The following is a 23,395-nucleotide window of genomic DNA, read 5'->3' as shown; positions in this document are numbered from 1 at the left end:
CCCGTCAGGCAAAGTCCAGGATCGCGTTTTGTGAGCGCAACGGATAAAAAAACCGGATCGCGAAACAGACGATCCGGCGTGCAAGAGAGGAAGTTACTGCTGGGCGAGCTGGTCGCGGCGGTATTCGCCCTGGCGCTCCAGCATCCAGCCCGGATACTCTCGCGGCAGCGCGCTGACCGCGTCAAGCCGCGCCAGTTCATCATCATTCAGGGCAATGCTGGTCGCCGCGAGGTTATCGGCGAGCTGCTCAGCGCGCTTCGCGCCAATAATCACGCTGCTTACCGCCGGCTGATGCAGCAGCCAGGCCAGCGCGATTTGCGCCACCGAAACACCCTTCGCATCGGCAATCTCGCGCATCACATCAATGCAGTCAAAAGCCCGCGCTTTATTCACCGGCGGGAAATCAAACTCCTGACGGCGGCCGCCGCTCGCCGAGTGCCCATCGCGATCGTACTTACCGCTGAGCAGCCCTCCCGCCAGCGGGCTCCAGACCATCAGGCCCAGGCCTTCGCTCTGCATCATCGGCACCAGCTCGCGCTCCAGATCCCGGCCGGCAAGAGTGTAGTAAGCCTGTAACGAGGCAAAACGCGCCAGCCCCAGACGTTCGGAAATGCCCAGCGCTTTGACTATCTGCCATGCCGCCCAGTTCGACACGCCGATATAGCGGACGTGGCCGTGCTGCACCAGGTTATCCAGCGCATACAGCGTCTCTTCGATCGGGGTCGCCGGATCGAAGCCATGGAGTTGATAGAGATCGATATGATCGAGCTGCAGGCGACGCAGGCTCTCCTTCACGCTGCCGATGATGTGATAGCGCGAACTGCCGCGCGAGTTCACGCCTGCGGTGCCGGTTTCGCCAAACACTTTGGTCGCCACGACGACGTTTTCACGCGGCACTTTCAGATTCTTCAGCGCCTGGCCGGTAATCTCTTCCGAGCGCCCTTCTGAATAGACGTCAGCGGTGTCGATGAAGTTGATGCCCGCATCCAGCGCGCTGCCCACCAGCTGCTCTGCCTCCGCCTGGCGCAGCTGCCCCACTTTCCCCCACAGGCCGCCTTCGCCGCCGAAGGTCATGGTGCCGAGGCACAGCTCAGAGACAAAAAGGCCGGTATGGCCCAGTTTTTGATAACGCATAGGACTCTCCTTCAATCAGGGTGATTCACCATCGTGAATAAAGTTATACCCCGGAAAAGGAGAGCGCGAATGTGGCGTTTCTGTCCGTTTCTTGCCCAATTCTCTGAAAATCAGAGCTGCAGCAATCCGTACCCTACCAGCGCGGCCCACAGCAGCATGGGCAGAGAGTAGATATGGAAACGCCACCAGATACGGCGATCGCCAGCCATGCGCAGCGCAATCAGGTTTGCCAGAGAGCCCGGCAGCAGGCCGAACCCGCCGACGTTTACCGCCCAGGCCAGCAGCACCGATGGTGGAACGTAATTGAGCAGCAAAATGGTCGCCGGGACGTTGCTGATAAACTGCGACAGGCCAATCGACGTCAGCCACAATCCGCCTGCCGAGAGCTGGCCGACGCCGTTAAGCGCATGCTGGAGAGCCGGTAGCTGGGTCAACAGGTGAACGTCAATAAACATCGCCATGAAGACCAGCAGCAGCGTCCAGTCGACGTGGATAATGACCGCCCGCGCCAGCAGCAAAAAACCCAGCGCGATCAGCGCCAGTCCCCACAGCTCCTGCTTCAGCTCTAAGGCGGCTAAAAAGACCCCATAAAACGCCAGGCAGCTCCAGACCAGCTTTGGCCGCCAGGAGGGCGCCCTGTCGCTACTCTGATAGTCGAGACGCTTCGCGGGGAAACAGAACCAGCACAGCGCCAGCAGGGTGAGCATCATCGCTGCCGCCAGCGGCAGCATCTGGCCGATAAAGGCCGGAAAGGAGAGGCCCGAGCGCCCCCAGAGAAGAATGTTTTGCGGGTTACCGATGGGCGTTAACAACGACCCGGCGTTCACCGCCAGCGCTTCAAAAATGATGAGACGGCTTGTCGGGATGGCGCACCATTTTTTTAGAGTCAGCGTGAGCGGCACGACGATGAACAGCGCCACGTCGTTGGTTAAGAAGGTGGATAGCAGCGCGGCCGCCAGCACCATAAAGATGGCCAGCTGGCGCTCGGTCACAAAGCGGCGCGCCATTTTGCGACCTATTACGTCAAAATAGCCGCTCAGTTCAATACCTTTGGTCAGTAGCATCAGCCCGCTAAGGGTGATAATCGTATGCCAGTCAATGGCGTGTAGCCAGCCTGCAGGGACAAACGGAACAAAAAAGCTTAAAACAACGCCGACGATCAGCAGCAGATGCAAAAAACGGTCGCGGATTAGCGACTGAACAAAGACGAGGTTCATTCTCCCGGTGACCCCTGCTTGAGGGTAAACTGTTTAAACATCGCCAGCGTCTCTTCGCTGACGTGGTGCTCCATGCCTTCGGCGTCGCGACGCGCAATTTCCGGGCTAACGCCGATCACCAGTAAAAAGTTCTCGACGATCTGGTGGCGTTCGCGGCTTTCATGCGCCAGCTTCTCACCTTCCGGGGTTAAAAAGATCCCCCGCCATGGGATCTGTTCGATCAGCCCGACGCTGGCCAGTCGTTTTAACATTTTCGCAACCGTTGGCTGCGACACCCCAAGACGCGCGGCCATGTCCACCTGACGGGCTTCCCCCACCTCCATAATCAGATCGGAGATCAGCTCCACGTAGTCATCAATCAGCTCCCGACGATGCGCCTCGCGCACCTGACGAAACCCCTCAACGTGTTCTTCGACATTCACTAGCTGCGTCACTTTTTTTGTTATTGGCTTACCTGCGCGACGGTTCATTGTGCTTCCTCATTCCTGTGACGCATCAAGCATCATATAAAAGGATCCCTATTGTAATGGATCGCGCACAGAGAACAAAAAATTAACGTTTTAGCCATAGCTATAAAATATAGCCTGTGCTATATCTGTATGTAATACACACATCCTTCAAGGAGTGAAGGACGAAGTTACAGGAGGTCGAGATGAATGAATTCAAGAGGTGTTTAAACGTGTTTACCCATTCTCCTTTTAAAGTACGGTTAATGCTTGTCGGTATGCTGTGCGATCTGCTCAACGGCAAGCCCCAGCAGGATAAATCCAACAACTAATGCGGCGTCGCGGTACGCCGCTTCATTTTTTTGTCATATTTCCCTGCCACACTGGCTGATTACTCAGCGCTTCAGCAACTTTTTTCAAGTTTTGTAAGCTTTCTCCCAAAACAATCCGTTATGGATAGTTGACCTTAACATTTGCAAGCCCTATCTTTTGTCAGCCCTGCCACTACTGCGGCTCGCAGAGACCCTCTTCACGCACTGTCCAGCAGGTTTTACCCCTTGATGCCAGGGGACGCACATGGCTCTTTTTTTGATTGTTTACTATGAATGTCACGCTGAAAGAAACGCTGGTCGCCCGCGGACTGGTACTGAACCCATGGACAGGATTCTACTTTTTACAATCGCTGTTTATTAACCTGGCGCTGGGCTACGACTTTAGCCTGCTCTATACCGTTGCTTTTACCTGCGTGCTGCATCTGCTGTGGCGCAGCTTTCCGCGCGCGCAAAAAGTGGCGATCGGCGCCTATTCGCTGCTGGCTGCCATGTACTATCCTTTCGGCCAGGCCTACGGCGCGCCCAATTTCAACACGCTGCTGGCGCTGCATGCCACAAACATCGAAGAGTCCACCGAGATCCTGACCATTTTCCCGTGGTACAACTATCTGCTGGCCGTGTTTATCTTTGCGCTCGGCGTGATTGCCGTACGGCGCAAGCCGGACGCGTCGGCGCGATGGGGGAAAATGGAGACGCTGGGGCTGCTGTTCTGCACCGCTATTTTCTTTCTCCAGCCGGTGCAAAACCTCGCCTGGGGCGGCGTCTTTAAGGTTATCGACACCGGCTACCCCGCCGTACGCTTCGTTAAAGATGTGGTGGTGAATAATAATGAAGTGCTGGATGAGCAGGCGCGAATGGCGCAGCTGGCGAATATGAAAGACAGCTGGCACGTGCTGGCGGTAAAGCCCAAATATCATCTGTATGTGGTGGTGATCGGCGAGAGCGCGCGTCGCGATGCGCTCGGCGCCTTTGGCGGCCACTGGGACAACACCCCGTTCGCCAGCTCGGTAAAAGGCTATCTGTTCAATGACTACGTTGCCGCCAGCGGTTCAACGCAGAAATCGCTCGGTTTAACCCTCAACCGGGTGGTCGATGATAAACCGCAGTTTCAGGATAACTTTGTCACCCTCGCCAACCGCGCCGGTTTTCAGACCTGGTGGTTCTCGAATCAGGGGCAAATTGGCGAATACGATACGGCGATTGCCAGCATCGCCAAACGCGCGGATGAAGTTCAGTTCCTCAAGAACGGCGATTTCGAGGCCAATAAAAACACTCAGGATGAGCAGCTATTAAAGCTGACCGCGCAGGTGCTTGCCACCCGCCGCACCCAGCCGCAGCTGATTGTCCTGCATTTGATGGGTTCGCATCCGCAGGCCTGCGACCGCACTAAAGGGAAATACGCGGTTTTTGTTCAGTCGAAAGAGACCTCCTGCTATCTCTACACCATGACGCAAACCGATACGCTGCTGAGCGATCTTTATACTCAGCTACAAAACTCGGGCGAAACCTTCTCGATGACCTATTTTTCCGATCACGGTCTGGCTTTTAAGGAGCGCGGGAAAGAGGTGCAGTATCTGGCGCACGATGATAAGTACCAGCAGAATTTCCAGGTCCCCTTTATGGTGATCTCCAGCGATGATAAAGCGCATAAGGTCATTAAAGCGCGGCGGTCCGCCAACGACTTCCTCAGCTTCTTTTCGCAGTGGACCGGCATCAGCGCTCAGGAGATTGCCCCGCGCTATCGTTTTATCTCGGAACAGAAGGCCGGCCCCATCTACATCACTAACTTCCAGCTGAAGAAAGTGGACTATACCCATCTGGGTACCGACGCGTTTACCGTCAATTAACACGGTTGCGTAAACCGCAGGCAAAAAAAATCCGCCCCTTGAGGCGGATTTTTTATATCACCGGAGTGATTAGAAGCGGTAACCTACGCCAGCAATCCAGGTGCCAACGTCAACGTTACGAATGCGAGACTGCTCGTAGGAGAAGTCCAGAGCAACGTTTTCGATCGGGTTGAACTGCAGACCAGCACCGTAAGAGAAACCGTAGTCGCTCATGTCAGATTTGTTCGGGTAGCTGTTGTCCTGGAATTTACCGTAACCAACACCCACTACGCCGTAGATGCTCGCCCAGTCATTCAGACGGTAAGCCGGACCTGCGGTGATGCCGTAGTACTGGCCTTTTTTGTAAACGCCAGACTCAGAACGATCTTTTTCGGTGTAGGTGAAAGAACCGATAACACCCAGCGGGTTGTTGTCTTGCTCGTAGCGGTACTTCAGGTTGAAACCGCCTGCTTTGTTCGCTTCACCCTGCATGTCGCTCTGCGCGTAGCCACCGGTAACGGTAGAAGTCGCGGCGAAAGCAGTGGTACCTACGGATGCAGCCAGAACAACGGCCAGTGCTGAAAAACGTGCAATTTTATTCATAACCACCTCAAATGTGTTTCTAATAAGTCCTAAGCCTTAAATATAACAAAAACTTTTGGGAAACTCTTTTCACTTTACATTGTCTAACGTACTTTTTCATGTAACTAAAGGTTTCTACGTTTCTATAACAAACTGGAAAACAAACCTTTTTTACAAATATACTCCTATTAAGGCTCATAAAGCGCCAGACGTGTATCCAGATTATTCCTAATCTTCTGGTGAAATTATCTTCAACCCCGCGCTATTGTACTGCTTTTACACCCCTTTTTTTCAACATTAGCTCAACCGGCGCGGGGTAATTCATTTACACTGGAACCTTTACCGCATTTGACAAAATTGACAGGAGAAAGGATGCCCGGCTCGTCCCGCAAAGTACCGGCATGGTTGCCGATACTGGTTATTTTAATTGCCATGATTTCGATCCAGAGTGGCGCCTCGCTGGCCAAGTCACTCTTCCCGCTGGTGGGTGCGCCAGGCGTTACCGCCCTGCGCCTCGCGCTCGGCACCTTCATCCTGGTGGTTATCTTCAAACCCTGGCGCCTGCGCTTTGCCCCGGAGCAGCGCCTGCCGCTGCTCTTCTACGGCCTGTCGCTCGGTGCGATGAACTACCTGTTCTATTTATCGATTCAGCGCATTCCGCTAGGCGTCGCCGTCGCGCTGGAATTTACCGGCCCCCTGGCGGTGGCGCTCTTTGGCTCCCGTCGCCCCCTCGATTTCGTCTGGGTGGCGCTGGCGGTGCTCGGGCTCTGGTTTCTGCTGCCGCTGGGGCAAAGCGTGGCGCAGATCGATCCCATTGGCGCGCTGCTGGCCCTCGGCGCTGGCGCCTGCTGGGCGGTCTACATTCTGACCGGCCAGCGCGCCGGCGAAGAGCATGGCCCCGCAACGGTCGCTATGGGGTCGCTGATCGCTGCGGTGGTCTTCGTCCCGATGGGGATGATCCAGGCCAGCGATACGCTCTTTCAGTGGGGGCTGCTGCTGCCGGGACTGGGGATCGCCATTTTATCGACCGCGCTGCCCTACTCTCTGGAAATGGTTGCCTTGACCCGCATGCCCAGCAAGACCTTTGGCACCCTGATGAGCATGGAGCCGGCTCTCGCCGCGCTTTCCGGAATGGTGTTTCTTGGGGAAACGCTAACCGCGACCCAAACGCTGGCGCTGGGGGCGATTATTCTTGCCTCGATGGGCTCCACGCTGACGATGCGTCGGGAAACGAAGATACAGAAGGTCGACATCAGCTAGCGAAAAGGAGCTGATTGACGAGAAACTCAATCATCTCCTTAATTTATAAACTATTTTTCCTGACTAACAGCCCTGCGCTATCAGACCGATAGAGACTACCGCCGCTGCAAAGCTCAAATCCGTTGCTATACTTAATTCCGCAAGTTATTGGGATGAGACGCTCCGAATAATTCGAATTTGAAGTATGACGAGTACAAATATCAAGAGGATATGACACTATGAGTACCGCAAAACTGGTTAAAACTAAAGCAACGAATCTGCTCTATACCCGTAACGACGTCGCTGATAGCGCGAAGAAAGCGACCGTTGAGCTGCTGAATCGCCAGGTGATCCAGTTCATTGACCTGTCTTTGATTACCAAACAGGCTCACTGGAATATGCGCGGTGCAAACTTTATTGCCGTTCATGAGATGCTGGACGGCTTCCGCACTGCGCTCGTCGACCACCTTGATACGATGGCAGAACGTGCCGTACAGCTTGGTGGCGTAGCGCTGGGTACGACTCAGGTCATTAACAGCAAAAGCCCGCTGAAAAGCTACCCGCTGGATATCCATAGCGTCCAGGACCATCTGAAAGAGCTGGCCGACCGCTATGCGATCGTCGCCAACGATGTGCGTAAAGCCATTGATGAAGCCAAAGATGAAGATACCGCTGATATCTTTACCGCCGCTTCACGCGACCTGGATAAATTCCTGTGGTTCATCGAAGCCAATATCGAGTAAGGCCAACTGCCGTCAGCCACGCTGGCGGCTTTTTTTCTTTCCACTTCCCCGCCGCGCACCACTTCAGTGCATGAGAATGTACAAAATACGCGCAAAAGTAAATCAATTGTAATAATCACCTCACACAATCGTTACGCCGAGATTGTTTTAACATCAGGGTTTGCGTTAAAAATGCTCTTGTTATGCGATGCCTTTATGACGCACCAAAACGGCGCCCTATATCGGTGCATTTAAAGTTATCCGTTATCAAAATTGTGCAACAGGCGCCTTCCTGCTTGTTATAAAACAACAGGTTGTAAAAGTGGCATGATTTTTTCATAAGGCAACTCGTTCTCGCAGGGGATCGTCCCGTGGATATAAAAGGAAATGCTATGAAGTCTGTATTTAAAGTTTCACTGGCTGCACTGACCCTGGCTTTTGCGGTTTCTTCTCACGCCGCTGATAAAACACTGGTTGTCGCGACCGACACGGCGTTTGTACCGTTCGAATTTAAACAGGGCGATAAGTATGTCGGTTTCGACGTTGACCTGTGGGCTGCCATTGCGAAAGAGCTGAAGCTTGACTACACCCTGAAGCCAATGGACTTCAGCGGTATCATTCCGGCACTGCAGACCAAAAACATCGATCTCGCGCTGGCGGGGATCACCATCACCGACGAACGTAAAAAAGCGATCGACTTCTCTGACGGCTACTACAAAAGCGGCCTGCTGGTCATGGTTAACGCGAATAATAACGATATTAAAGATGTCAAAGATCTGAACGGTAAAGTGGTTGCCGTGAAGGGCGGCACCGGCTCCGTTGATTACGCGAAAGCCAATATCAAAACCAAAGATCTGCGCCAGTTCCCGAACATCGATAACGCCTATATGGAACTGGGTACCGGTCGCGCTGATGCGGTTCTGCACGATACGCCAAACATCCTTTACTTCATCAAAACTGCGGGTAACGGCAAGTTCAAAGCGGTAGGCGACTCGCTGGAAGCGCAAAACTACGGTATCGCCTTCCCGAAAGGCAGCGACGAGCTGCGTGAAAAAGTGAACGGCGCGCTGAAAACGCTGCGTGAGAACGGCACTTACAACGAAATTTATAAAAAATGGTTCGGTACTGAACCCAAATAATAATTAGCGATACTCTCTTCCAGGCCTGCTGTGGTCTGGTAGACCTGGAGCTCTCCGGGCTACCCGTCAGCAGGCCTGAATAGTTTTCTCAGGGGGTTTTCCTCTGTTTTCGACACGGTAACAGGAACACATTATGCAGTTTGACTGGAGTGCCATCTGGCCCGCCATCCCAATTTTACTGGAAGGCGCCAAAATGACGCTGTGGATTTCGGTCCTCGGCCTGGTCGGCGGTCTGATAATCGGTCTGGTGGCCGGTTTCGCCCGCTGTTTCGGCGGCTGGATTGCCAACCACATCGCGCTGGTCTTTATCGAAATCATCCGCGGCACCCCAATTGTGGTGCAGGTCATGTTCATCTACTTCGCCCTGCCGATGGCGTTTAGCGATTTACGCATCGACCCGTTCTCGGCGGCGGTGGTAACCATTATGATCAACTCCGGCGCCTATATTGCGGAAATCACCCGCGGCGCGGTGCTGTCGATCCATAAAGGCTTCCGGGAAGCCGGCCTCGCGCTGGGCCTTTCTCGTCGGGAAACTATCCGCTACGTGATCCTGCCGCTGGCGCTGCGCCGTATGCTGCCGCCGCTGGGCAACCAGTGGATTATCAGCATCAAAGATACCTCGCTGTTTATCGTCATCGGCGTGGCCGAACTGACCCGTCAGGGCCAGGAAATTATTGCCGGTAACTTCCGCGCGCTGGAGATCTGGAGCGCCGTTGCGGTTATCTACCTGATCATCACCCTGGTGCTGAGCTTTGTTCTGCGTCGTCTTGAAAGAAGGATGAAAATCCTGTGATTGAATTTAAAAACGTTTCCAAGCATTTTGGCCCAACCAAGGTGCTGCATGATATCGATCTGAAGATCAACCAGGGCGAAGTCGTGGTGATTATCGGGCCGTCCGGTTCCGGTAAATCGACCCTGCTGCGCTGTATTAACAAACTTGAAGAGATTACCAGCGGCGATTTGATCGTCGACGGTCTGAAGGTCAACGACCCGAAGGTTGACGAGCGGCTGATTCGTCAGGAAGCCGGGATGGTGTTCCAGCAGTTTTATCTGTTCCCGCACCTGACGGCGCTGGAAAACGTGATGTTCGGCCCGCTGCGCGTTCGCGGCGCCAATAAAGCGGCGGCGGAAAAACTGGCGAAAGACCTGCTGGAGAAAGTGGGCCTCGCGGAACGTGCGCACCACTACCCTTCTGAGCTTTCAGGCGGACAGCAGCAGCGCGTGGCCATTGCCCGGGCGCTGGCGGTTAAACCCAAAATGATGCTGTTTGATGAGCCGACTTCCGCGCTTGACCCTGAACTGCGTCATGAAGTGCTGAAAGTGATGCAGGATCTGGCCGAAGAAGGCATGACCATGGTTATCGTTACCCACGAAATCGGCTTCGCCGAAAAAGTGGCGTCGCGCCTGATCTTTATCGATAAAGGGCGCATTGCGGAAGATGGCGATCCGCAGATGCTGGTGAATAACCCGCCCAGCCCGCGCCTGCGCGAGTTTTTGCAGCACGTAGCCTGATGCTCCCCGGCTCTCCCTTCGCGGGAGAGCCGCTTTCCAGAATCATCCCAACCTCGCTCTGCGGATCTCATCTTCTATACTTATTGGTTTGAGATGCAATGGAGGTGCCTGTGCCGCGGATTTTGTTACTGCTTGCCCTACTCTTCACCGCTCCGCTATGGGCCGCGACGCTGCCCGGCGTTCCGGCAACCACAGCGGACCCGTCCAGCAGCAGTGAACCCGATGTAGCGCAGAAGAAAGCGGCCTACGGCGCGCTGGCCGACGTGCTTGAAAACGCCGACGCCCGTCAGGAGCTTATCGAGCAGCTGCGGAAAGCCGCCGCCACGCCGCCGCCGGACAGTACGCCGAAGCTGACGCCGCCGGAAATAAAAGACGAGACCACGGTGCTGGAGAACGTCACTCACATCAGCCGCGAATACGGAGAGCAGCTCTCTTCGCGCTTCTCCCAGCTGTGGCGCAACATCACCGGTTCTCCGCACAAAGCGTTTAATTCTCAGACTTTCACCAACGCCGCCTGGCATTTCCTGCTGCTGGCGGGCCTGGTCTTTGCGTTCTGGTGGCTGGTACGCCTGGCGGCCCTGCCGCTGTATCGCAAAATGGGCCACTGGGGACGGCATAAAAACCGCGACCGCAGCAACTGGCTTCAGCTACCTGCAACGATCGCCGGCGCGTTTATTTTTGACCTGCTTCTGCTGGCGCTCACGCTCTTCGTGGGCCAGCTTTTAAGCGACCGCCTGAACGGTAACAACCCCACCATCGCCTTTCAACAAAGCCTGTTTCTCAACGCCTTCGCGCTGATTGAATTTTTCAAGGCCATTCTGCGGCTTATTTTTTGCCCCCGCATCCCGGAGCTACGCCCGTTCAACCTCAGCGATGAAGCGGCGAAATACTGGAACCTGCGTCTCAGCGCGCTGAGCAGCCTGATTGGCTACGGGCTCATCGTCGCGGTGCCGATTATCTCCAACCAGGTCAACGTACAGTTCGGAGCGCTGGCCAACGTGGTGATTATGCTGTGCATTACGCTCTGGGCGCTGTACCTGATATTTCACAATAAGAAATTGATTACCCAAGGGCTTATCCATCTCGCCGACCGCTCGCTGGCCTTCTTTAGCCTGTTTATCCGCGCCTTTGCGCTGATCTGGCACTGGCTGGCCTGCGCCTATTTTATCGTGCTGTTTTTCTTCTCCCTGTTCGATCCCGGCAACAGCCTGAAATTTATGATGGGCGCGACGCTGCGCAGCCTGGCCATCATCGGCGCCGCCGCGCTAGTCTCCGGTATTCTGTCGCGCTGGATTGCGAAAACCATCACCCTGTCGCCGGAAACCCAGCGCAACTACCCCGAACTGCAAAAACGGCTGAACGGCTGGATCTCCGCGTCGCTGAAAGCCGCGCGTATCCTGACGGTCTGCGTGGCGATCATGCTGCTGCTCAGCGCGTGGGGGCTGTTCGATTTTTGGCAGTGGATGCATAACGGCAGCGGGCAAAAAGCGGTCGATGTGCTGATTCGTATCGCACTGATCCTCTTCTTCTCGGCAATTGGCTGGACGCTGCTCGCCAGCCTGATTGAGAACCGGCTGGCATCGGATATTCACGGCCGCCCGCTGCCCAGCGCCCGCGCCCGAACGCTGCTGACGCTGTTTCGCAACGCGCTGGCGGTGGTCATTAGCACCATTACTATCATGATCCTGCTTTCGGAAGTGGGCGTGAATATCGCCCCGCTGCTGGCCGGCGCAGGCGCGCTGGGCCTGGCGATTTCGTTCGGCGCGCAAACCCTGGTCAAAGACATTATTACCGGGATTTTTATCCAGTTTGAGAACGGCATGAACACCGGCGACCTCGTGACGATTGGGCCGTTAACCGGAACGGTGGAGCGCATGTCGATTCGCTCCGTCGGCGTACGCCAGGATACCGGCGCCTATCATATTATTCCGTGGTCTTCGATAACCACCTTCGCCAACTTCGTGCGCGGTATCGGCTCGGTGGTGGCCAACTATGATGTTGACCGGCAAGAAGATCTGGATAAGGCCAACCAGGCGCTGAAAGACGCGGTCGCGGAAGTGATGGCGCAGGAAGAGATTCGCGGGCTGATCATTGGCGAGCCCTCTTTCGCAGGATTGGTGGGCTTAAGCAATACCGCCTTCACCCTGCGCGTCACCTTTACCACCCTGCCGTTGAAGCAGTGGACGGTAAGGTTCGCCCTCGACACTCAGGTGAAAAGGCATTTTGACCTCGCGGGCGTGCGGGCGCCGGTACAAACTTACCAGGTTCTGCCGATGCCGGCACCGGCGGGACCGCCGGCACCCGCCGAGCCCACGTTATAAAGCGCGGCGACGTTTGGCTTCGTCCATAAAGGTCCAGGCGATAAAGCGGCTCTGCTTATTTCCCTGGGCCATCTCTTTTTTCACTACTTTCACCGCGCCGACGTCGGTCAGCGCACGGTAGAGCGGCGGCAAATTGTCGCCGCGAGAAACCAGGGAGGTAAACCACTTCACCTGACGGCCAAACTGCTGGCTCTCCGCAATCATCTGCGTAATAAACGCAACCTCGCCCCCTTCGCACCACAGCTCCTGCTGCTGGCCGCCAAAGTTCAGCACGCTCTCCTCGCCCAGTCCCAGGTTGCGACGTTTACGTTCACCGCCCGCCTGCGCGCTGGCGGCGGAATCATGGAAAGGCGGGTTACACAGGGTCGCGTCGTAGGTCTCATTTTTATGAATAATGCCGGTCAGAATCGCTTTAGCGTCTTTTTGACGACGCAGGCGGATCTGGCGAGTCAGGCCGGGATTGCCGTTGACGATAGCCTGGGCGCTGGCGAACGCGTCGGCGTTCACTTCGCTGCCGGTAAAACGCCAGCCGTACTCGTGCACGCCAATGAGCGGATAGATGCAGTTTGCGCCAACGCCAATATCGAGAATGCTGGCGTTGGCCGGGATCGTCCCGCTATCCAGCGCCAGCAGATCGGCGAGATGATGGATGTAGTCAGCCCTGCCCGGCACCGGCGGGCAGAGAAAGCCGTCGGGAATATCCCAGTATTTCACCGCGTAGAAGTGCGCCAGCAGCGCTTTATTCAGCGCCTTCACCGCCAGCGGATTGGCAAAGTCGATGGTCTGCTCACCCACCGGGTTAAGGGTGATAAAGCCCTGGAGCTCAGGGTGGGCCTGGCACAGCGCGGGCAGGTCGTAGCGTTGTTGGTGACGGTTACGCGGGTGTAACCCCGGTTTCTGGGCTTTCATGGCAATCTCCTTTGAACAGCCGCGTAAGATACCCGTTGACGGCGGCGCGGTAAATAAGTGAGTCTGGTTATCTCTTTTTTGGTCACGGGTGTCGTATGTATTTCTACCAACCTTCGCACGGACACGGGCTGCCGCACGACCCGCTTAACGCCATTATCGGGCCGCGCCCCATCGGCTGGATAGCCTCCCTTGATAACAGCGGCCAGCGTAACCTCGCGCCGTACAGTTTTTTCAACTGCTTTAACTATCGGCCGCCGATTATTGGTTTTGCCAGCAGCGGCTGGAAAGATAGCGTACAGAATATCGCTGAGACTAAAGAGTTCGTCTGGAATCTGGCCACCCGGCCTCTGGCGGTCGCGATGAACGAAACCTCCGCCACCCTTCCCCATAATGAAGATGAATTCATCCGCGCCGGGCTGACTGCCGCTCCCAGCCGCATCGTCAGCGCGCCGCGGGTCGCCGAAAGCCCGGTAAACTTCGAGTGTCGCCTTTCACAATGCATCCAGTTAACAACCGCAGAAGGACGAGCGGTTGACACCTGGCTGGTGCTGGGCGAAGTGGTGGCGGTGCATATCGATGAATCGCTGCTGGAAGACGGAATTTACCAGACCGCCAGGGCCCAGCCGATTCTGCGCGCCGGAGGCCCCAGCGCCTATTATGGCATTGATGAAAGCCTGCGCTTTGACCTCGTTCGTCCGGACGCCCGCTAACCCTCCCACCCGGCCTGTACTAGCGCCGTTTTCCAGGCCGGGTAGCTGAATGCCATTTCCCGCGACAACCTCGCCTGCCCGGCGCGCCTTTATGTAGAAAAAATGCAGCCAATGTAAATAAATGTATTTATTTTTTTATAAATGAGTGATAGAAATTCGCCTGTTGTTTGATAATGATTATCACAATCATTATCAAACTCATTGCTTTTGTAAAAAATCACCTGCAGTGGTCGGGGCGAAGCAACGCTTCGTCTGCGGTCGTTATGGCCTAATTAAAATTATAAGTCACTTATTGATATGGAAAAAAATAACAATTTGCCGTTCAGCAGTTTTCACTCGCTCACTCTCTTCACCGGCTTATGCCTGAGTCTTTCTCCGACCGGCCAGCTGCTTGCCGCGGATAGCACTGAAAAAAATAGCGGCGAAACGCTGGTGGTCGAAGCGCAGACGCCATCGCTGTACGCGCCGACCCGCTCCGCCGATCCTAAATTTTCACGCCCGATCGCCGACACGACGCGGACGGTTAGCGTGGTCTCTGAGCAGGTGATGAAGGACCAGGGCGTCACTAACCTCACCGACGCGCTGAAAAACGTTCCCGGCGTCGGCGCTTTCTTTGCCGGCGAAAACGGCAACTCGACGACCGGCGACGCGATTTACATGCGCGGGGCGGACACTTCCAACAGCATTTACGTCGACGGCATCCGCGATATCGGCAGCGTCAGCCGCGATACTTTTAATACCGAGCAGATCGAAGTCATCAAGGGACCTTCAGGCTCCGACTACGGGCGCAGCGCGCCGACCGGTTCAATCAATATGATCAGCAAACAGCCGCGCCTCGATTCCGGCATCGACGCCTCCGCCAGCGCGGGCAGCGCCTGGTTCCGACGCGGCACCCTGGATATTAACGAGGCCATTGGCGAAACCAGCGCGGTGCGTCTGAATCTGATGGGCGAGAAAACCCACGATGCGGGCCGGGACAAGGTGAAAAACGAGCGTTACGGCGTCGCGCCATCGGCCGCATTTGGCCTCGGCACCGACAACCGCCTGTATCTTAACTATCTGCACGTAACCCAGCACAACACGCCCGACGGCGGCATTCCCACCATCGGTCTGCCGGGCTATTCCGCTCCCAACGCCGGCACCTCGGCGCTGAATCACTCCGGCAAGGTCGCCACCAGCAACTTCTACGGCACCGACTCCGACTACGATGATTCCACAACCGATACCGTGACGATGCGCTTCGAGCACGACCTGAGCGACACGACGACGATTCGCAACACCACCCGCTGGTCTCGCGTGAAGCAGGATTACCTGATGACTGCGGTGATGGGCGGCGCGTCAAACATCACTCAGCCAAACCCCAACGATGTCGGCACCTGGACCTGGTCGCGCCTGGCGAACACTAAAGATACCAGCAACAAGATCCTGACCAACCAGACTAACCTGACGTCGACGTTCTATACCGGGGCCATCGGTCATGACGTCAGCACCGGTGTGGAATTTACCCGCGAAACCCAGACCAACTACGGGGTATATCCGCTCACGCCTCCGGCGGTGAATATTTATCATCCGAACAGCGATATCTCCATCGGCGGCCTGAACCGCAGCGGCGCCAACGCTAACGGACAGACGGATACCGTCGGCGTCTATGCTTTCGATACGCTGCAGATAACCCAGGACGTCGAACTTAACGGCGGGATCCGTCTGGATAACTACCAGACCAAATACGATAGCGCCAGCCTGTGCGGCGGTACCGGACGCGGCGCCATCGCCTGCCCGACCGGGGTCGCGAAAAATACCCCCGTCACCACCGTCGATACCTCAACCAGCGGTAACCTGGTTAACTGGAAGGCCGGCGCGCTGTACCACCTGACCGATAACGGCAACCTCTACGTCAACTACGCCGTCTCCCAGCAGCCGCCGGGAGGGAGCAACTTCACCCTCGCGCAAAGCGGCACCGGCAGCAGCGCCAACCGAACCGACTTTAAACCGCAGAAGGCCAAAACCAGCGAAGTCGGCACCAAGTGGGAGCTGATGGATAAGCGCCTGCTGCTGACCGCAGCCCTCTTCCGCACCGATATTGAAAACGAAGTCGAGCAGAACGACGACGGCAGCTATTCGCAGTACGGTAAGAAGCGCGTTGAAGGCTATGAGATCTCTCTGGCCGGTAATATCACGCCCGACTGGCAGGTGATTGGCGGCTATACCCAACAGCACGCCAGCGTTCGTGAAGGCGCGAATACCGCCCAGGATGGCACCAGCGCGCTGCCGTATACGCCAGAGCACGCGTTTACCCTCTGGAGCCAGTATCAGGCCACCGATGCGATCGCCGTCGGCGCCGGCGCGCGATACGTCGGCAGCATGCATCGCGGCAGCGACGGTGCGGTCGGCACGCCTTCCTATACCGAAGGCTACTGGGTGGCTGATGCCAAAGTCGGCTATCGCATTAACCGTAATCTCGACCTGCAGCTGAACGTCTACAACCTGTTTGATACCGACTATGTCGCCTCGATTAACAAGAGCGGCTACCGTTATCACCCGGGCGAACCGCGAACCTTCGTGCTCACCGCCAATATGCACTTCTGATCCACACCGGGGCGGCTGCGCCCCGTTTTCTCCGGAGATAAAACGATGATGTATCATATTCCCGCCGTTCTCAGCTCTCAGGAAGTGGACGATTTTATCGCTCAGCTGCAGCAGGCGGAATGGGTCGACGGGCGCGTGACGACCGGCGATCTGGGCGCCCAGGTCAAAAATAACCAGCAGGTTGATACCCACAGCAATCGTTACGGCGAACTTCAGGGCAACGTACTGGCGGCGCTGAATCGCAGCTCGCTGTTTTTTGCCGCCGCGCTGCCGAAAGCGATTTCCAGCCCGCTATTTAATCGTTATCAGCAGAGCGAAACTTATGGTTTCCACGTCGACGGCGCGGTGCGCAGCCAGGCGCAGGGAGGCTGGATGCGCACCGATCTTTCCGCCACGCTCTTTTTAAGCCCCCCGGAGAGCTACGAAGGCGGTGAGCTGGTCGTGAACGATACCTACGGACAGCATTCGGTTAAGCTCCCTGCCGGGGACCTGGTGCTCTATCCTTCAAGCAGCCTGCACTGCGTCACCCCGGTGACCTCAGGCGTTCGCGTCGCCTCGTTCTTGTGGGTTCAGTCAATGATCCGCGACGATAAACGCCGCAGTATGCTGTTTGAACTGGATGGCAATATTCAGAAATTAAAAAGCCGCCACGGCGAAAGTGACGAAGTCCTGTCTCTGCTTAATCTGTACCATAACCTGCTGCGCGAATGGTCAGAGATCTGAGCCTTGTCTGGTCATTTTTTACCCCCATATTCTCTATACTAAAGAGAGGCGAGATAGCGAGGTGAACTATGGCATCAGGCTGGGCGAATGATGACGCGGTGCAGGAACAGATCGACAGCACCATCAACGACGCGATAGCTCGGGCGCGAAACGAACTGTCATCGGGGGAAAGCAACAAATTTTGTGAAGAATGTGGGGAGCCGATTCCTGAGGCGCGCCGACGGGCGGTGGCGGGGGTGAAATACTGCGTAAAATGCCAACAGGAGAAAGATTTACATAACAATACATTTTCAGGATATAATCGCAGAGGCTCCAAGGATAGCCAGCTTCGCTGACCAATATTTACCGTTCATTACGCACATCGCGTTATCTTTTCGCGCACGTTTTTTGGCAAACGGCGTGGCAAAATGTGCCCTTCCAGCCCCCCGTTCGTCGCCCCGACCTGTTTCGCCGCCGCCGGCTAAAATAATTTATTAATATTCAATAAATTAATAATCATTCAAAAAATTAGATTGAGACTGTTAATTTCCTTCGATTTTATCTCCCGCTAAAAACCGTGATACTTATCACATCGACGGAACATCGTCCCCTATACAGAACAACCTGCGAGAGATTAACTATGAAAAACATCAAATATGCTGCCGCCGCTATCGCCCTTTCCGCTCTGTCTTTCGGCGCGTTCGCCGCTCAGCCGGTGACATCGGCTCAGGCAGAGAGCATGAACAAAATTGGTGTGGTTTCCGCTGAAGGCGCGACGACGCTGGATGGACTGGAAGCTAAACTGGCTGAAAAAGCCGAGGCCGCTGGCGCAACCGGCTATAGCATTACCTCCGCTAACAGCAACAACAAACTGAGCGGTACTGCGGTTATCTATAAATAATCGTCAGTTATCCCTGTAGCAACAGCAACACCCTGTAATGCCACTGTTTTAACCCTGTAAGATCCTTTAATACCCTTGCCTTGCCCGTCCATGCCACTGGACGGGCTTTTTTTTGCCTGCGATCCTGCGATAGAGTTACCAGCTCTCAGCCACCTTCGCCAGCCCCTGCTCCAGAGACAAGACCACGCCGGTGGCCAGAAGACAGCAGGCCAGCTGAATTTTCAACGATGACGGCAGCGGTTCGCTCCCGACCATACAGCGCTCGATCCAGCGCGCGGTCACTTCGGGATCTTTTGACTCCGGCAGAGCGACTGCCTGCGCAGCGGCGCCATCCTGACGCTCGTTAACCACCCGCGTACCGGTCTCATCAATCAGGCTAATCTGCGGGCAGCGCTGCGGGTTAGCGTAAACTTCGCCTTCAGTACCGTGCATCAGCAGCGCCCGGCCGCCGATCCCGGCAAAAAATTTCGCGACCCGACCGACGTACTCAGGGTGCGAAACGCTCGACAGGCGCAGCGCCGCATCTTCGGCAAACGGCGTCGCCAGCTTGGCCAGGGTGTGGGCGCTGTTACGCACGCCCATGCGCCAGCGCATCGCCAGCTGTTTTTCCAGCGGCGGACAAAATACGCCGACCGGAACGTAAACCGGCTGGTGACTATCTAACCGCGCCTGTGCCTGGCCCGCGTGAAGCGTCGCCGGGATCCCCATCAGGTCAAAAATGGTTTCCGTCAGCACGCGGGTGGGATCGTGGCTCACGCCGTGAACGATGACCGGGAAGCCGAGCTTATGCAGCAGGACGGCCAGCAGCGGCGTCAGGTTAGCCTGTTTACGCGCGCCGTTATAGCTGGGGATCACAATCGGCATCGGTTTGCCGACCGGCGGCGTCAGCTTAATGGTGTGCTCCTGCATCGCTTCATAGAAGCCCTTCATCTCCGCTTCACCTTCGCCCTTGATGCGCAGGGCAATAAGAATGCCGCCGAGCTCAAGGTCAGGCACCTCGCCGTTAAGCATCCGCGAGTAAAGCGCGCGCGCCGTTTCCACATCCAGGTCGCGAGCGTGGTTTTTTCCGCGCCCGACTTCTTTAACGATCTTGCTGTAGTCCATTGCAGGCTCCTCTGAGCTTCTCACCGCGTCGACATTGCACCGCTAACGCCGTTTGCGACGCGTCTGTTTTATTTTAGTTTTTACTATAACCTCAGGGACGGCTGGCTGCTCTATCGGAAATATGGGTAATGCATTCAATAAACGCTTACCGTAGTTTTTGGTCAACAGGCGTTTATCATAAATTACCACCTCTCCCCAGCAGCTATGGCTACGGATCAGGCGGCCAACCTGTTGAATCAGGTTGAATGACGCGCTGGGCAGGCTCTGAACTTCGAACGGATAGCGGTTGAGGCTTTTGAGCCATTCGCCTTCGGTGATCACCACCGGGCTGTCAATCGGCGGGAAAGCGATCTTGTGGATATGCACCTGGCTTAACAGTTCGCCTTTTAAATCCAGGCCTTCCGCAAAGGATTGCAGCCCAACCAGTACGCTGCGCTCGCCGCCTTCAACGCGTTTACGATGCAGCTCGACCAGCCGGTAGCGAGGCTTATCCCCCTGAACCAGCAGCAGCAGGCGCAGATCGGTAACGTGTTCGAGAAACCGCTGCATCGCTCTTCCGCTGGCGAAGAGTACCAGCATGCCGAGATGCTTTTTGCTCTCGACCTGTTCCCGGAAATAGGCGGCCATCTCGGCAATATGCTGCTCTTCGTTATCGATAAGCGGTTCGTAATGCATCTGCGGAATGACGATTTTACCCTGTTCGACGTGATTAAAGGGCGAATCCAGCGCCACAAAGCGGTCTCCCGCTTTCTCTTTCAGCCCGCTCATCTCCTGCAGACGCGAAAAGCTATTAAGCGAGCGTAGCGTCGCAGAGGTAACGACAATATGCGCGACGCTGCGCCACAGCAGCCTCTCCAGCTGATCGCTGACGCGGATCCCCACGCAGTGGAACCAGATATGCATCTGGCCATCCCGCAGGTCGCGGGTGACCCATTTGGTCACTGGCGCGCCGGAGGACTGCGCCAGCGATGCCAGCCGCCACAGTTTACTTTGGCTTTCAAACATCCCCAGCGCGCGGTTCATCTGCAGCAGAACCCGATGCAAACGCACCACGTCGTGACTGCCGGTTTTTTCGCCCAGATCGTTAAGGAACAGCTCCGCCAGACCACGCAGCGTTTCGGTGAGCTTCGCCAGCCGCTGGCAAATCTCCATCACTTCCTGCGGCAGCTCCCCCATCGGGAAGCGGTGCTCCGCCTCCTGCCCGGCCGGCATGTACAGATTGAGGATATTATTCAGGGAGGAGATGAGCTCATAGAGCTCCTCGCAATGCCCATTCAGACGCTCGGGATTCGCCAGCGGCGGCGTGGTTTTAGGGCGAAACTGCTCCATGCAGGTCGCGACCAGTTTCGTAAAAAGATCCAGCTGCAGGCGGTACCAGGGGGCGGTGATTTCCGCGCTCATTTCCAGCGCATCGCGGGCCACCTCCGGAAGATGGTGGCCTTCATCCAGCACCAGCAGCAGATGCTTCGGTTCTGGCAGCACCGCTTCGCTTTCCATCGCCGCCATCACCAGCGCGTGGTTCGCCACCACCACTTCCGCTTCCTGGATTTCCCGGCGGGCGACAAAAAACGGACATTCGCGATAATAGTGGCAGTTGCGGTTCAGGCAGCTGGCTTTATCGGTGCTCAGGCGGCTCCATAATGAATCATCCACATTTTTATCGGTATGATCGCGCAGGCCGTCCCATTTGTAGCTATCAAGGTCCGCTTTCAGCGTCGCGCACAGCTTCTGTTCCGCCTGGTTGTTAGGCGTGAGTTCGTCATCAAGAAAGGCCAGTAAATCCTGCTGCGTTGGCTCGGTGCTGGCAAGCGCGGCCAGGTTACGCGGGCAGACGTAGCGCCCGCGGCCAAAGGCGGCGGTAAATCGCAGGTCGGGAATGATTTTGCGCAGCAGCGGCAGGTCTTTACTGTAGATTTGGTCCTGCAGAGCAACGTTGGCGGTACTGACCACCAGCGTTTTTTGTTCTTCACGGGCAATGGCGATGCCGGGAATCAGGTATGACAAGGTTTTGCCGACGCCGGTCGGGGCTTCTATCGCCAGATGTCGCCCCTCTTCCCCGGCGAGCGTCTTCGCCACATCGGCAATCATCTGCCGCTGCGGAGGACGGGGAATAAAGTCAGGGATTTGTTCCTGAAGCGCCTTATACCAGGCGGCGATTTGCGCTTTCAGCGCTGCGGTCAAAGCCATGAGAAAACCTGAATACTGTATAAACAGCCACTATTGTGCCATTTTTTAGCCGTCGGAAGGAACGTCTTTCTGAGCAAACTGGAATCACGCTCGAGGTTATGCTGAGCGAAGCGCGTCCGGGTAAGGAGTCTTACCCGGACAACCCATCAGTGGCTTAGCCGCGCGATTGCGACACTCGCCACAGGAGTGACGGGATAGCGTTACTCCGCCGCGGCGGGTTTGCGCGGGCGACGACGGCGAGGAGGCTTACCGTCCTGAGTTCGCGCTTTCGGCGCTTCGCCATCGGTACGACGCGGAGCGGACTGCTGACCGCGACCTTGCCCCTGGCCACCGCGGCCCTGACCCTGGCCACCGCGACCGCCGCCGCGCTGCTGCTGACGACCGTTCTGAATCGGCTCGGCTTTAATCGATGGATCCGGCTCGTAGCCCGCCAGGGCAATACGCGGGATCTCTTTTTTCAGCAAGCGTTCGATATCATGCAGCAGTTTATGTTCATCAACGCAAACCAGCGACAGCGCTTCACCCGTTGCCGCGGCGCGCCCGGTACGACCGATACGGTGCACATAGTCTTCCGGTACGTTTGGCAGCTCGTAGTTCACCACGTGCGGCAGCTCTTCAATATCCAGACCGCGCGCGGCGATATCGGTGGCCACCAGTACGCGAATGCCGCCGGATTTAAAGTCAGCCAATGCGCGGGTACGCGCGCCCTGGCTCTTGTTGCCGTGAATAGCGGCGCTGCGGATGCCGTCTTTATTGAGCTGTTCCGCCAGATGGTTTGCGCCGTGCTTGGTGCGGGTAAAGACCAGCACCTGCTGCCAGTTACCTTCACCGATCATCTGCGACAGCAGCTCGCGTTTGCGCTTTTTATCGACAAAATGCACCAGTTGGCTCACCTGCTCAGAGGCGGTGTTGCGGCGGGCGACTTCGATCTCCAGCGGGTTATGCAGCAGCTTTTCCGCCAGCGATTTAATGTCATCGGAGAAGGTTGCGGAGAACAGCAGGTTCTGACGTCTGGCCGGCAGCTTCGCCAGCACCCGGCGAATATCGTGAATAAAGCCCATATCCAGCATACGGTCGGCTTCGTCCAGCACCAGCACTTCGACTTTGTCGAGGCTCACGGCGTTCTGATGTTCAAGATCCAGCAGACGACCCGGCGTTGCCACCAGGATATCGACGCCGCTGCGCAGCTTCATCATCTGCGGATTAATGCTCACGCCGCCGAACACCACCAGCGAGCGAACGTTGAGGTATTTGCTGTAATCCCGGACGTTCTCGCCAATTTGCGCCGCCAGCTCGCGCGTTGGGGTCAGGATCAGCGCACGCACCGGGCGACGCCCTTTAGCATGCGGCTCCTGTTGGATCAGATGCTGAAGCAGCGGCAGCGTAAATCCCGCCGTTTTGCCGGTACCGGTCTGAGCGCTGGCCATCAGATCGCGACCCTGTAATACTGCCGGGATAGCCTGCTGCTGAATTGGGGTTGGCTCAACGTAGCCCTGCTCAGCGACGGCGCGCAGGATTTCAGGATTCAGGCCAAGGGAATCAAAAGACATAACAACTCCGAACCGCCCCGGCCCGTCACAGGCGTAGTTTTCAGGGAGATTATTGCGAAAGAGATGGCAAAAACCACAATGCCATGAAGCTGCGCAGTCTAGCAGATTTTGTGACGAACCGCATAAAATCTGCCGAAAAGAATCCTCCGGCTAACAAACCACTGCTCCCCGTCCTGTCGATGAGAAGCGGCGATGGCGCTTCGCGCCAGGCGTCCCCGAAATAGCCCGTTTAATGCCTCGACGGGGAAACCGCGAACAAAAGCAGAAAAACGCCGC

Annotated in this window: 21 protein-coding genes; 13 read left to right on the top strand and 8 right to left on the bottom strand. The window is 56.3% G+C overall.

Annotated features, from left to right (window positions below; genetic code table 11):
• Nucleotides 1-93: 93 nt before the first annotated feature.
• The 3 genes from ABLU88_RS19870 to mntR form a co-directional block, all read right to left on the bottom strand.
• The gene (locus ABLU88_RS19870; RefSeq protein WP_025108092.1) at nucleotides 94-1,134 is read right to left on the bottom strand and encodes an aldo/keto reductase; all 1,041 of its coding nucleotides are present in this window, start codon (nucleotides 1,132-1,134) and stop codon (nucleotides 94-96) included.
• Nucleotides 1,135-1,244: 110 nt separating this feature from the next.
• Nucleotides 1,245-2,351, bottom strand: coding sequence for an anion transporter (locus ABLU88_RS19865; RefSeq protein ID WP_048261128.1), 1,107 nt, complete (start codon nucleotides 2,349-2,351; stop codon nucleotides 1,245-1,247).
• Nucleotides 2,348-2,821 carry a manganese-binding transcriptional regulator MntR gene (gene mntR, locus ABLU88_RS19860; RefSeq protein ID WP_014228517.1) on the bottom strand — a complete coding sequence of 158 codons (474 nt, stop codon included), beginning with the start codon at nucleotides 2,819-2,821 and terminating at the stop codon, nucleotides 2,348-2,350. Before mntR ends, ABLU88_RS19865 begins: the two co-directional genes overlap by 4 nt.
• A 182-nt stretch (nucleotides 2,822-3,003) precedes the next feature.
• Between mntR and mntS the strand changes: the two genes are divergently transcribed.
• Nucleotides 3,004-3,129, top strand: a complete 126-nt coding sequence (gene mntS / locus ABLU88_RS19855) for a manganase accumulation protein MntS (RefSeq protein WP_348837699.1) — start codon at nucleotides 3,004-3,006, stop codon at nucleotides 3,127-3,129.
• A gap of 269 nt (nucleotides 3,130-3,398) precedes the next feature.
• Complete coding sequence (locus ABLU88_RS19850) at nucleotides 3,399-4,976, top strand: phosphoethanolamine transferase (RefSeq protein ID WP_025108094.1); 1,578 nt, start codon at nucleotides 3,399-3,401, stop codon at nucleotides 4,974-4,976.
• A gap of 69 nt (nucleotides 4,977-5,045) precedes the next feature.
• On the opposite strand, the gene ompX is transcribed toward ABLU88_RS19850, so the two are convergent.
• Nucleotides 5,046-5,558: an outer membrane protein OmpX gene (gene ompX / locus ABLU88_RS19845; protein ID WP_004130755.1), complete on the bottom strand. Its 513-nt coding sequence runs from the start codon at nucleotides 5,556-5,558 to the stop codon at nucleotides 5,046-5,048.
• A gap of 351 nt (nucleotides 5,559-5,909) precedes the next feature.
• Here ompX and rhtA point away from each other — a divergent pair, with 351 nt between their 5' ends.
• The 6 genes from rhtA (at nucleotide 5,910) to ybiO (ending at nucleotide 12,470) form a co-directional block, all read left to right on the top strand.
• On the top strand, nucleotides 5,910-6,797 hold the full coding sequence (gene rhtA / locus ABLU88_RS19840) for a threonine/homoserine exporter RhtA (RefSeq protein WP_004100495.1): 888 nt from the start codon (nucleotides 5,910-5,912) through the stop codon (nucleotides 6,795-6,797).
• A 218-nt stretch (nucleotides 6,798-7,015) separates the two neighbouring features.
• Nucleotides 7,016-7,519 (top strand): DNA starvation/stationary phase protection protein Dps, encoded by a 504-nt coding sequence (dps, locus tag ABLU88_RS19835; RefSeq protein ID WP_004130751.1) that lies wholly within the window; start codon nucleotides 7,016-7,018, stop codon nucleotides 7,517-7,519.
• A 371-nt stretch (nucleotides 7,520-7,890) separates the two neighbouring features.
• Nucleotides 7,891-8,637 carry a glutamine ABC transporter substrate-binding protein GlnH gene (glnH, locus tag ABLU88_RS19830; protein ID WP_004849110.1) on the top strand — a complete coding sequence of 249 codons (747 nt, stop codon included), beginning with the start codon at nucleotides 7,891-7,893 and terminating at the stop codon, nucleotides 8,635-8,637.
• A gap of 133 nt (nucleotides 8,638-8,770) precedes the next feature.
• Complete coding sequence (gene glnP / locus ABLU88_RS19825) at nucleotides 8,771-9,430, top strand: glutamine ABC transporter permease GlnP (RefSeq protein WP_004100490.1); 660 nt, start codon at nucleotides 8,771-8,773, stop codon at nucleotides 9,428-9,430.
• The gene (glnQ, locus tag ABLU88_RS19820; RefSeq protein WP_004849106.1) at nucleotides 9,427-10,149 is read left to right on the top strand and encodes a glutamine ABC transporter ATP-binding protein GlnQ; all 723 of its coding nucleotides are present in this window, start codon (nucleotides 9,427-9,429) and stop codon (nucleotides 10,147-10,149) included. The genes glnP and glnQ overlap by 4 nt, the downstream gene beginning before the upstream one ends.
• Nucleotides 10,150-10,259: 110 nt before the next feature.
• Nucleotides 10,260-12,470, top strand: a complete 2,211-nt coding sequence (gene ybiO / locus ABLU88_RS19815; RefSeq protein WP_032694518.1) for a mechanosensitive channel protein — start codon at nucleotides 10,260-10,262, stop codon at nucleotides 12,468-12,470.
• Here the strand turns inward: ybiO and rlmF are convergent.
• Nucleotides 12,465-13,379, bottom strand: coding sequence for a 23S rRNA (adenine(1618)-N(6))-methyltransferase RlmF (gene rlmF, locus ABLU88_RS19810; RefSeq protein ID WP_047724220.1), 915 nt, complete (start codon nucleotides 13,377-13,379; stop codon nucleotides 12,465-12,467). The genes ybiO and rlmF overlap by 6 nt on opposite strands.
• A 95-nt stretch (nucleotides 13,380-13,474) precedes the next feature.
• On the opposite strand from rlmF, the gene ABLU88_RS19805 reads away from it, so the two are divergent.
• The 5 genes from ABLU88_RS19805 (at nucleotide 13,475) to ybiJ (ending at nucleotide 18,278) form a co-directional block, all read left to right on the top strand.
• Nucleotides 13,475-14,089, top strand: coding sequence for a flavin reductase family protein (locus ABLU88_RS19805; RefSeq protein WP_025108097.1), 615 nt, complete (start codon nucleotides 13,475-13,477; stop codon nucleotides 14,087-14,089).
• A 297-nt stretch (nucleotides 14,090-14,386) separates the two neighbouring features.
• Nucleotides 14,387-16,675 carry a catecholate siderophore receptor Fiu gene (locus tag ABLU88_RS19800; protein WP_348837693.1) on the top strand — a complete coding sequence of 763 codons (2,289 nt, stop codon included), beginning with the start codon at nucleotides 14,387-14,389 and terminating at the stop codon, nucleotides 16,673-16,675.
• A gap of 45 nt (nucleotides 16,676-16,720) precedes the next feature.
• The gene (gene ybiX, locus ABLU88_RS19795) at nucleotides 16,721-17,398 is read left to right on the top strand and encodes a PKHD-type hydroxylase YbiX (protein WP_025108099.1); all 678 of its coding nucleotides are present in this window, start codon (nucleotides 16,721-16,723) and stop codon (nucleotides 17,396-17,398) included.
• Nucleotides 17,399-17,466: 68 nt separating this feature from the next.
• The gene (locus tag ABLU88_RS19790; protein WP_004130731.1) at nucleotides 17,467-17,733 is read left to right on the top strand and encodes a DksA/TraR family C4-type zinc finger protein; all 267 of its coding nucleotides are present in this window, start codon (nucleotides 17,467-17,469) and stop codon (nucleotides 17,731-17,733) included.
• A gap of 284 nt (nucleotides 17,734-18,017) precedes the next feature.
• The gene (gene ybiJ / locus ABLU88_RS19785) at nucleotides 18,018-18,278 is read left to right on the top strand and encodes a DUF1471 family protein YbiJ (protein ID WP_004130722.1); all 261 of its coding nucleotides are present in this window, start codon (nucleotides 18,018-18,020) and stop codon (nucleotides 18,276-18,278) included.
• 135 nt (nucleotides 18,279-18,413) lie between these two features.
• Here ybiJ and ybiB read toward each other — a convergent pair whose 3' ends face one another.
• From ybiB to rhlE, 3 genes are all read right to left on the bottom strand, one after another.
• Nucleotides 18,414-19,382 carry a DNA-binding protein YbiB gene (ybiB, locus tag ABLU88_RS19780; protein ID WP_014228510.1) on the bottom strand — a complete coding sequence of 323 codons (969 nt, stop codon included), beginning with the start codon at nucleotides 19,380-19,382 and terminating at the stop codon, nucleotides 18,414-18,416.
• A 42-nt stretch (nucleotides 19,383-19,424) separates the two neighbouring features.
• Nucleotides 19,425-21,569 (bottom strand): ATP-dependent DNA helicase DinG, encoded by a 2,145-nt coding sequence (dinG, locus tag ABLU88_RS19775; RefSeq protein WP_348837689.1) that lies wholly within the window; start codon nucleotides 21,567-21,569, stop codon nucleotides 19,425-19,427.
• Nucleotides 21,570-21,769: 200 nt separating this feature from the next.
• Nucleotides 21,770-23,119, bottom strand: a complete 1,350-nt coding sequence (gene rhlE / locus ABLU88_RS19770; RefSeq protein WP_025108102.1) for an ATP-dependent RNA helicase RhlE — start codon at nucleotides 23,117-23,119, stop codon at nucleotides 21,770-21,772.
• Nucleotides 23,120-23,395 lie beyond the last annotated feature (276 nt).

The sequence above is a fragment of the Klebsiella sp. GW_Kp182 genome (genome assembly GCF_040062275.1).
GTDB lineage: Bacteria > Pseudomonadota > Gammaproteobacteria > Enterobacterales > Enterobacteriaceae > Klebsiella > Klebsiella michiganensis.
Note: the sequence above shows the minus strand (reverse complement) of the source record. Positions and strands in the feature narration are given on the sequence as shown.

Coding starts and splice junctions, on each gene's coding strand:
- mntS (WP_348837699.1), top strand. CDS start 3,004: ATGAATGAATTCAAGAGGTGTTTAAACGTGTTTACCCATTCTCCTTTT.
- ybiX (WP_025108099.1), top strand. CDS start 16,721: ATGATGTATCATATTCCCGCCGTTCTCAGCTCTCAGGAAGTGGACGAT.
- dinG (WP_348837689.1), bottom strand. CDS start 21,569: ATGGCTTTGACCGCAGCGCTGAAAGCGCAAATCGCCGCCTGGTATAAG.
- ABLU88_RS19850 (WP_025108094.1), top strand. CDS start 3,399: ATGAATGTCACGCTGAAAGAAACGCTGGTCGCCCGCGGACTGGTACTG.
- ompX (WP_004130755.1), bottom strand. CDS start 5,558: ATGAATAAAATTGCACGTTTTTCAGCACTGGCCGTTGTTCTGGCTGCA.
- dps (WP_004130751.1), top strand. CDS start 7,016: ATGAGTACCGCAAAACTGGTTAAAACTAAAGCAACGAATCTGCTCTAT.
- glnH (WP_004849110.1), top strand. CDS start 7,891: ATGAAGTCTGTATTTAAAGTTTCACTGGCTGCACTGACCCTGGCTTTT.
- ABLU88_RS19870 (WP_025108092.1), bottom strand. CDS start 1,134: ATGCGTTATCAAAAACTGGGCCATACCGGCCTTTTTGTCTCTGAGCTG.
- glnP (WP_004100490.1), top strand. CDS start 8,771: ATGCAGTTTGACTGGAGTGCCATCTGGCCCGCCATCCCAATTTTACTG.
- ABLU88_RS19865 (WP_048261128.1), bottom strand. CDS start 2,351: ATGAACCTCGTCTTTGTTCAGTCGCTAATCCGCGACCGTTTTTTGCAT.
- ybiJ (WP_004130722.1), top strand. CDS start 18,018: ATGAAAAACATCAAATATGCTGCCGCCGCTATCGCCCTTTCCGCTCTG.
- ybiB (WP_014228510.1), bottom strand. CDS start 19,382: ATGGACTACAGCAAGATCGTTAAAGAAGTCGGGCGCGGAAAAAACCAC.
- mntR (WP_014228517.1), bottom strand. CDS start 2,821: ATGAACCGTCGCGCAGGTAAGCCAATAACAAAAAAAGTGACGCAGCTA.
- ABLU88_RS19800 (WP_348837693.1), top strand. CDS start 14,387: ATGGAAAAAAATAACAATTTGCCGTTCAGCAGTTTTCACTCGCTCACT.
- ABLU88_RS19805 (WP_025108097.1), top strand. CDS start 13,475: ATGTATTTCTACCAACCTTCGCACGGACACGGGCTGCCGCACGACCCG.
- rhtA (WP_004100495.1), top strand. CDS start 5,910: ATGCCCGGCTCGTCCCGCAAAGTACCGGCATGGTTGCCGATACTGGTT.
- rhlE (WP_025108102.1), bottom strand. CDS start 23,119: ATGTCTTTTGATTCCCTTGGCCTGAATCCTGAAATCCTGCGCGCCGTC.
- ABLU88_RS19790 (WP_004130731.1), top strand. CDS start 17,467: ATGGCATCAGGCTGGGCGAATGATGACGCGGTGCAGGAACAGATCGAC.
- rlmF (WP_047724220.1), bottom strand. CDS start 13,379: ATGAAAGCCCAGAAACCGGGGTTACACCCGCGTAACCGTCACCAACAA.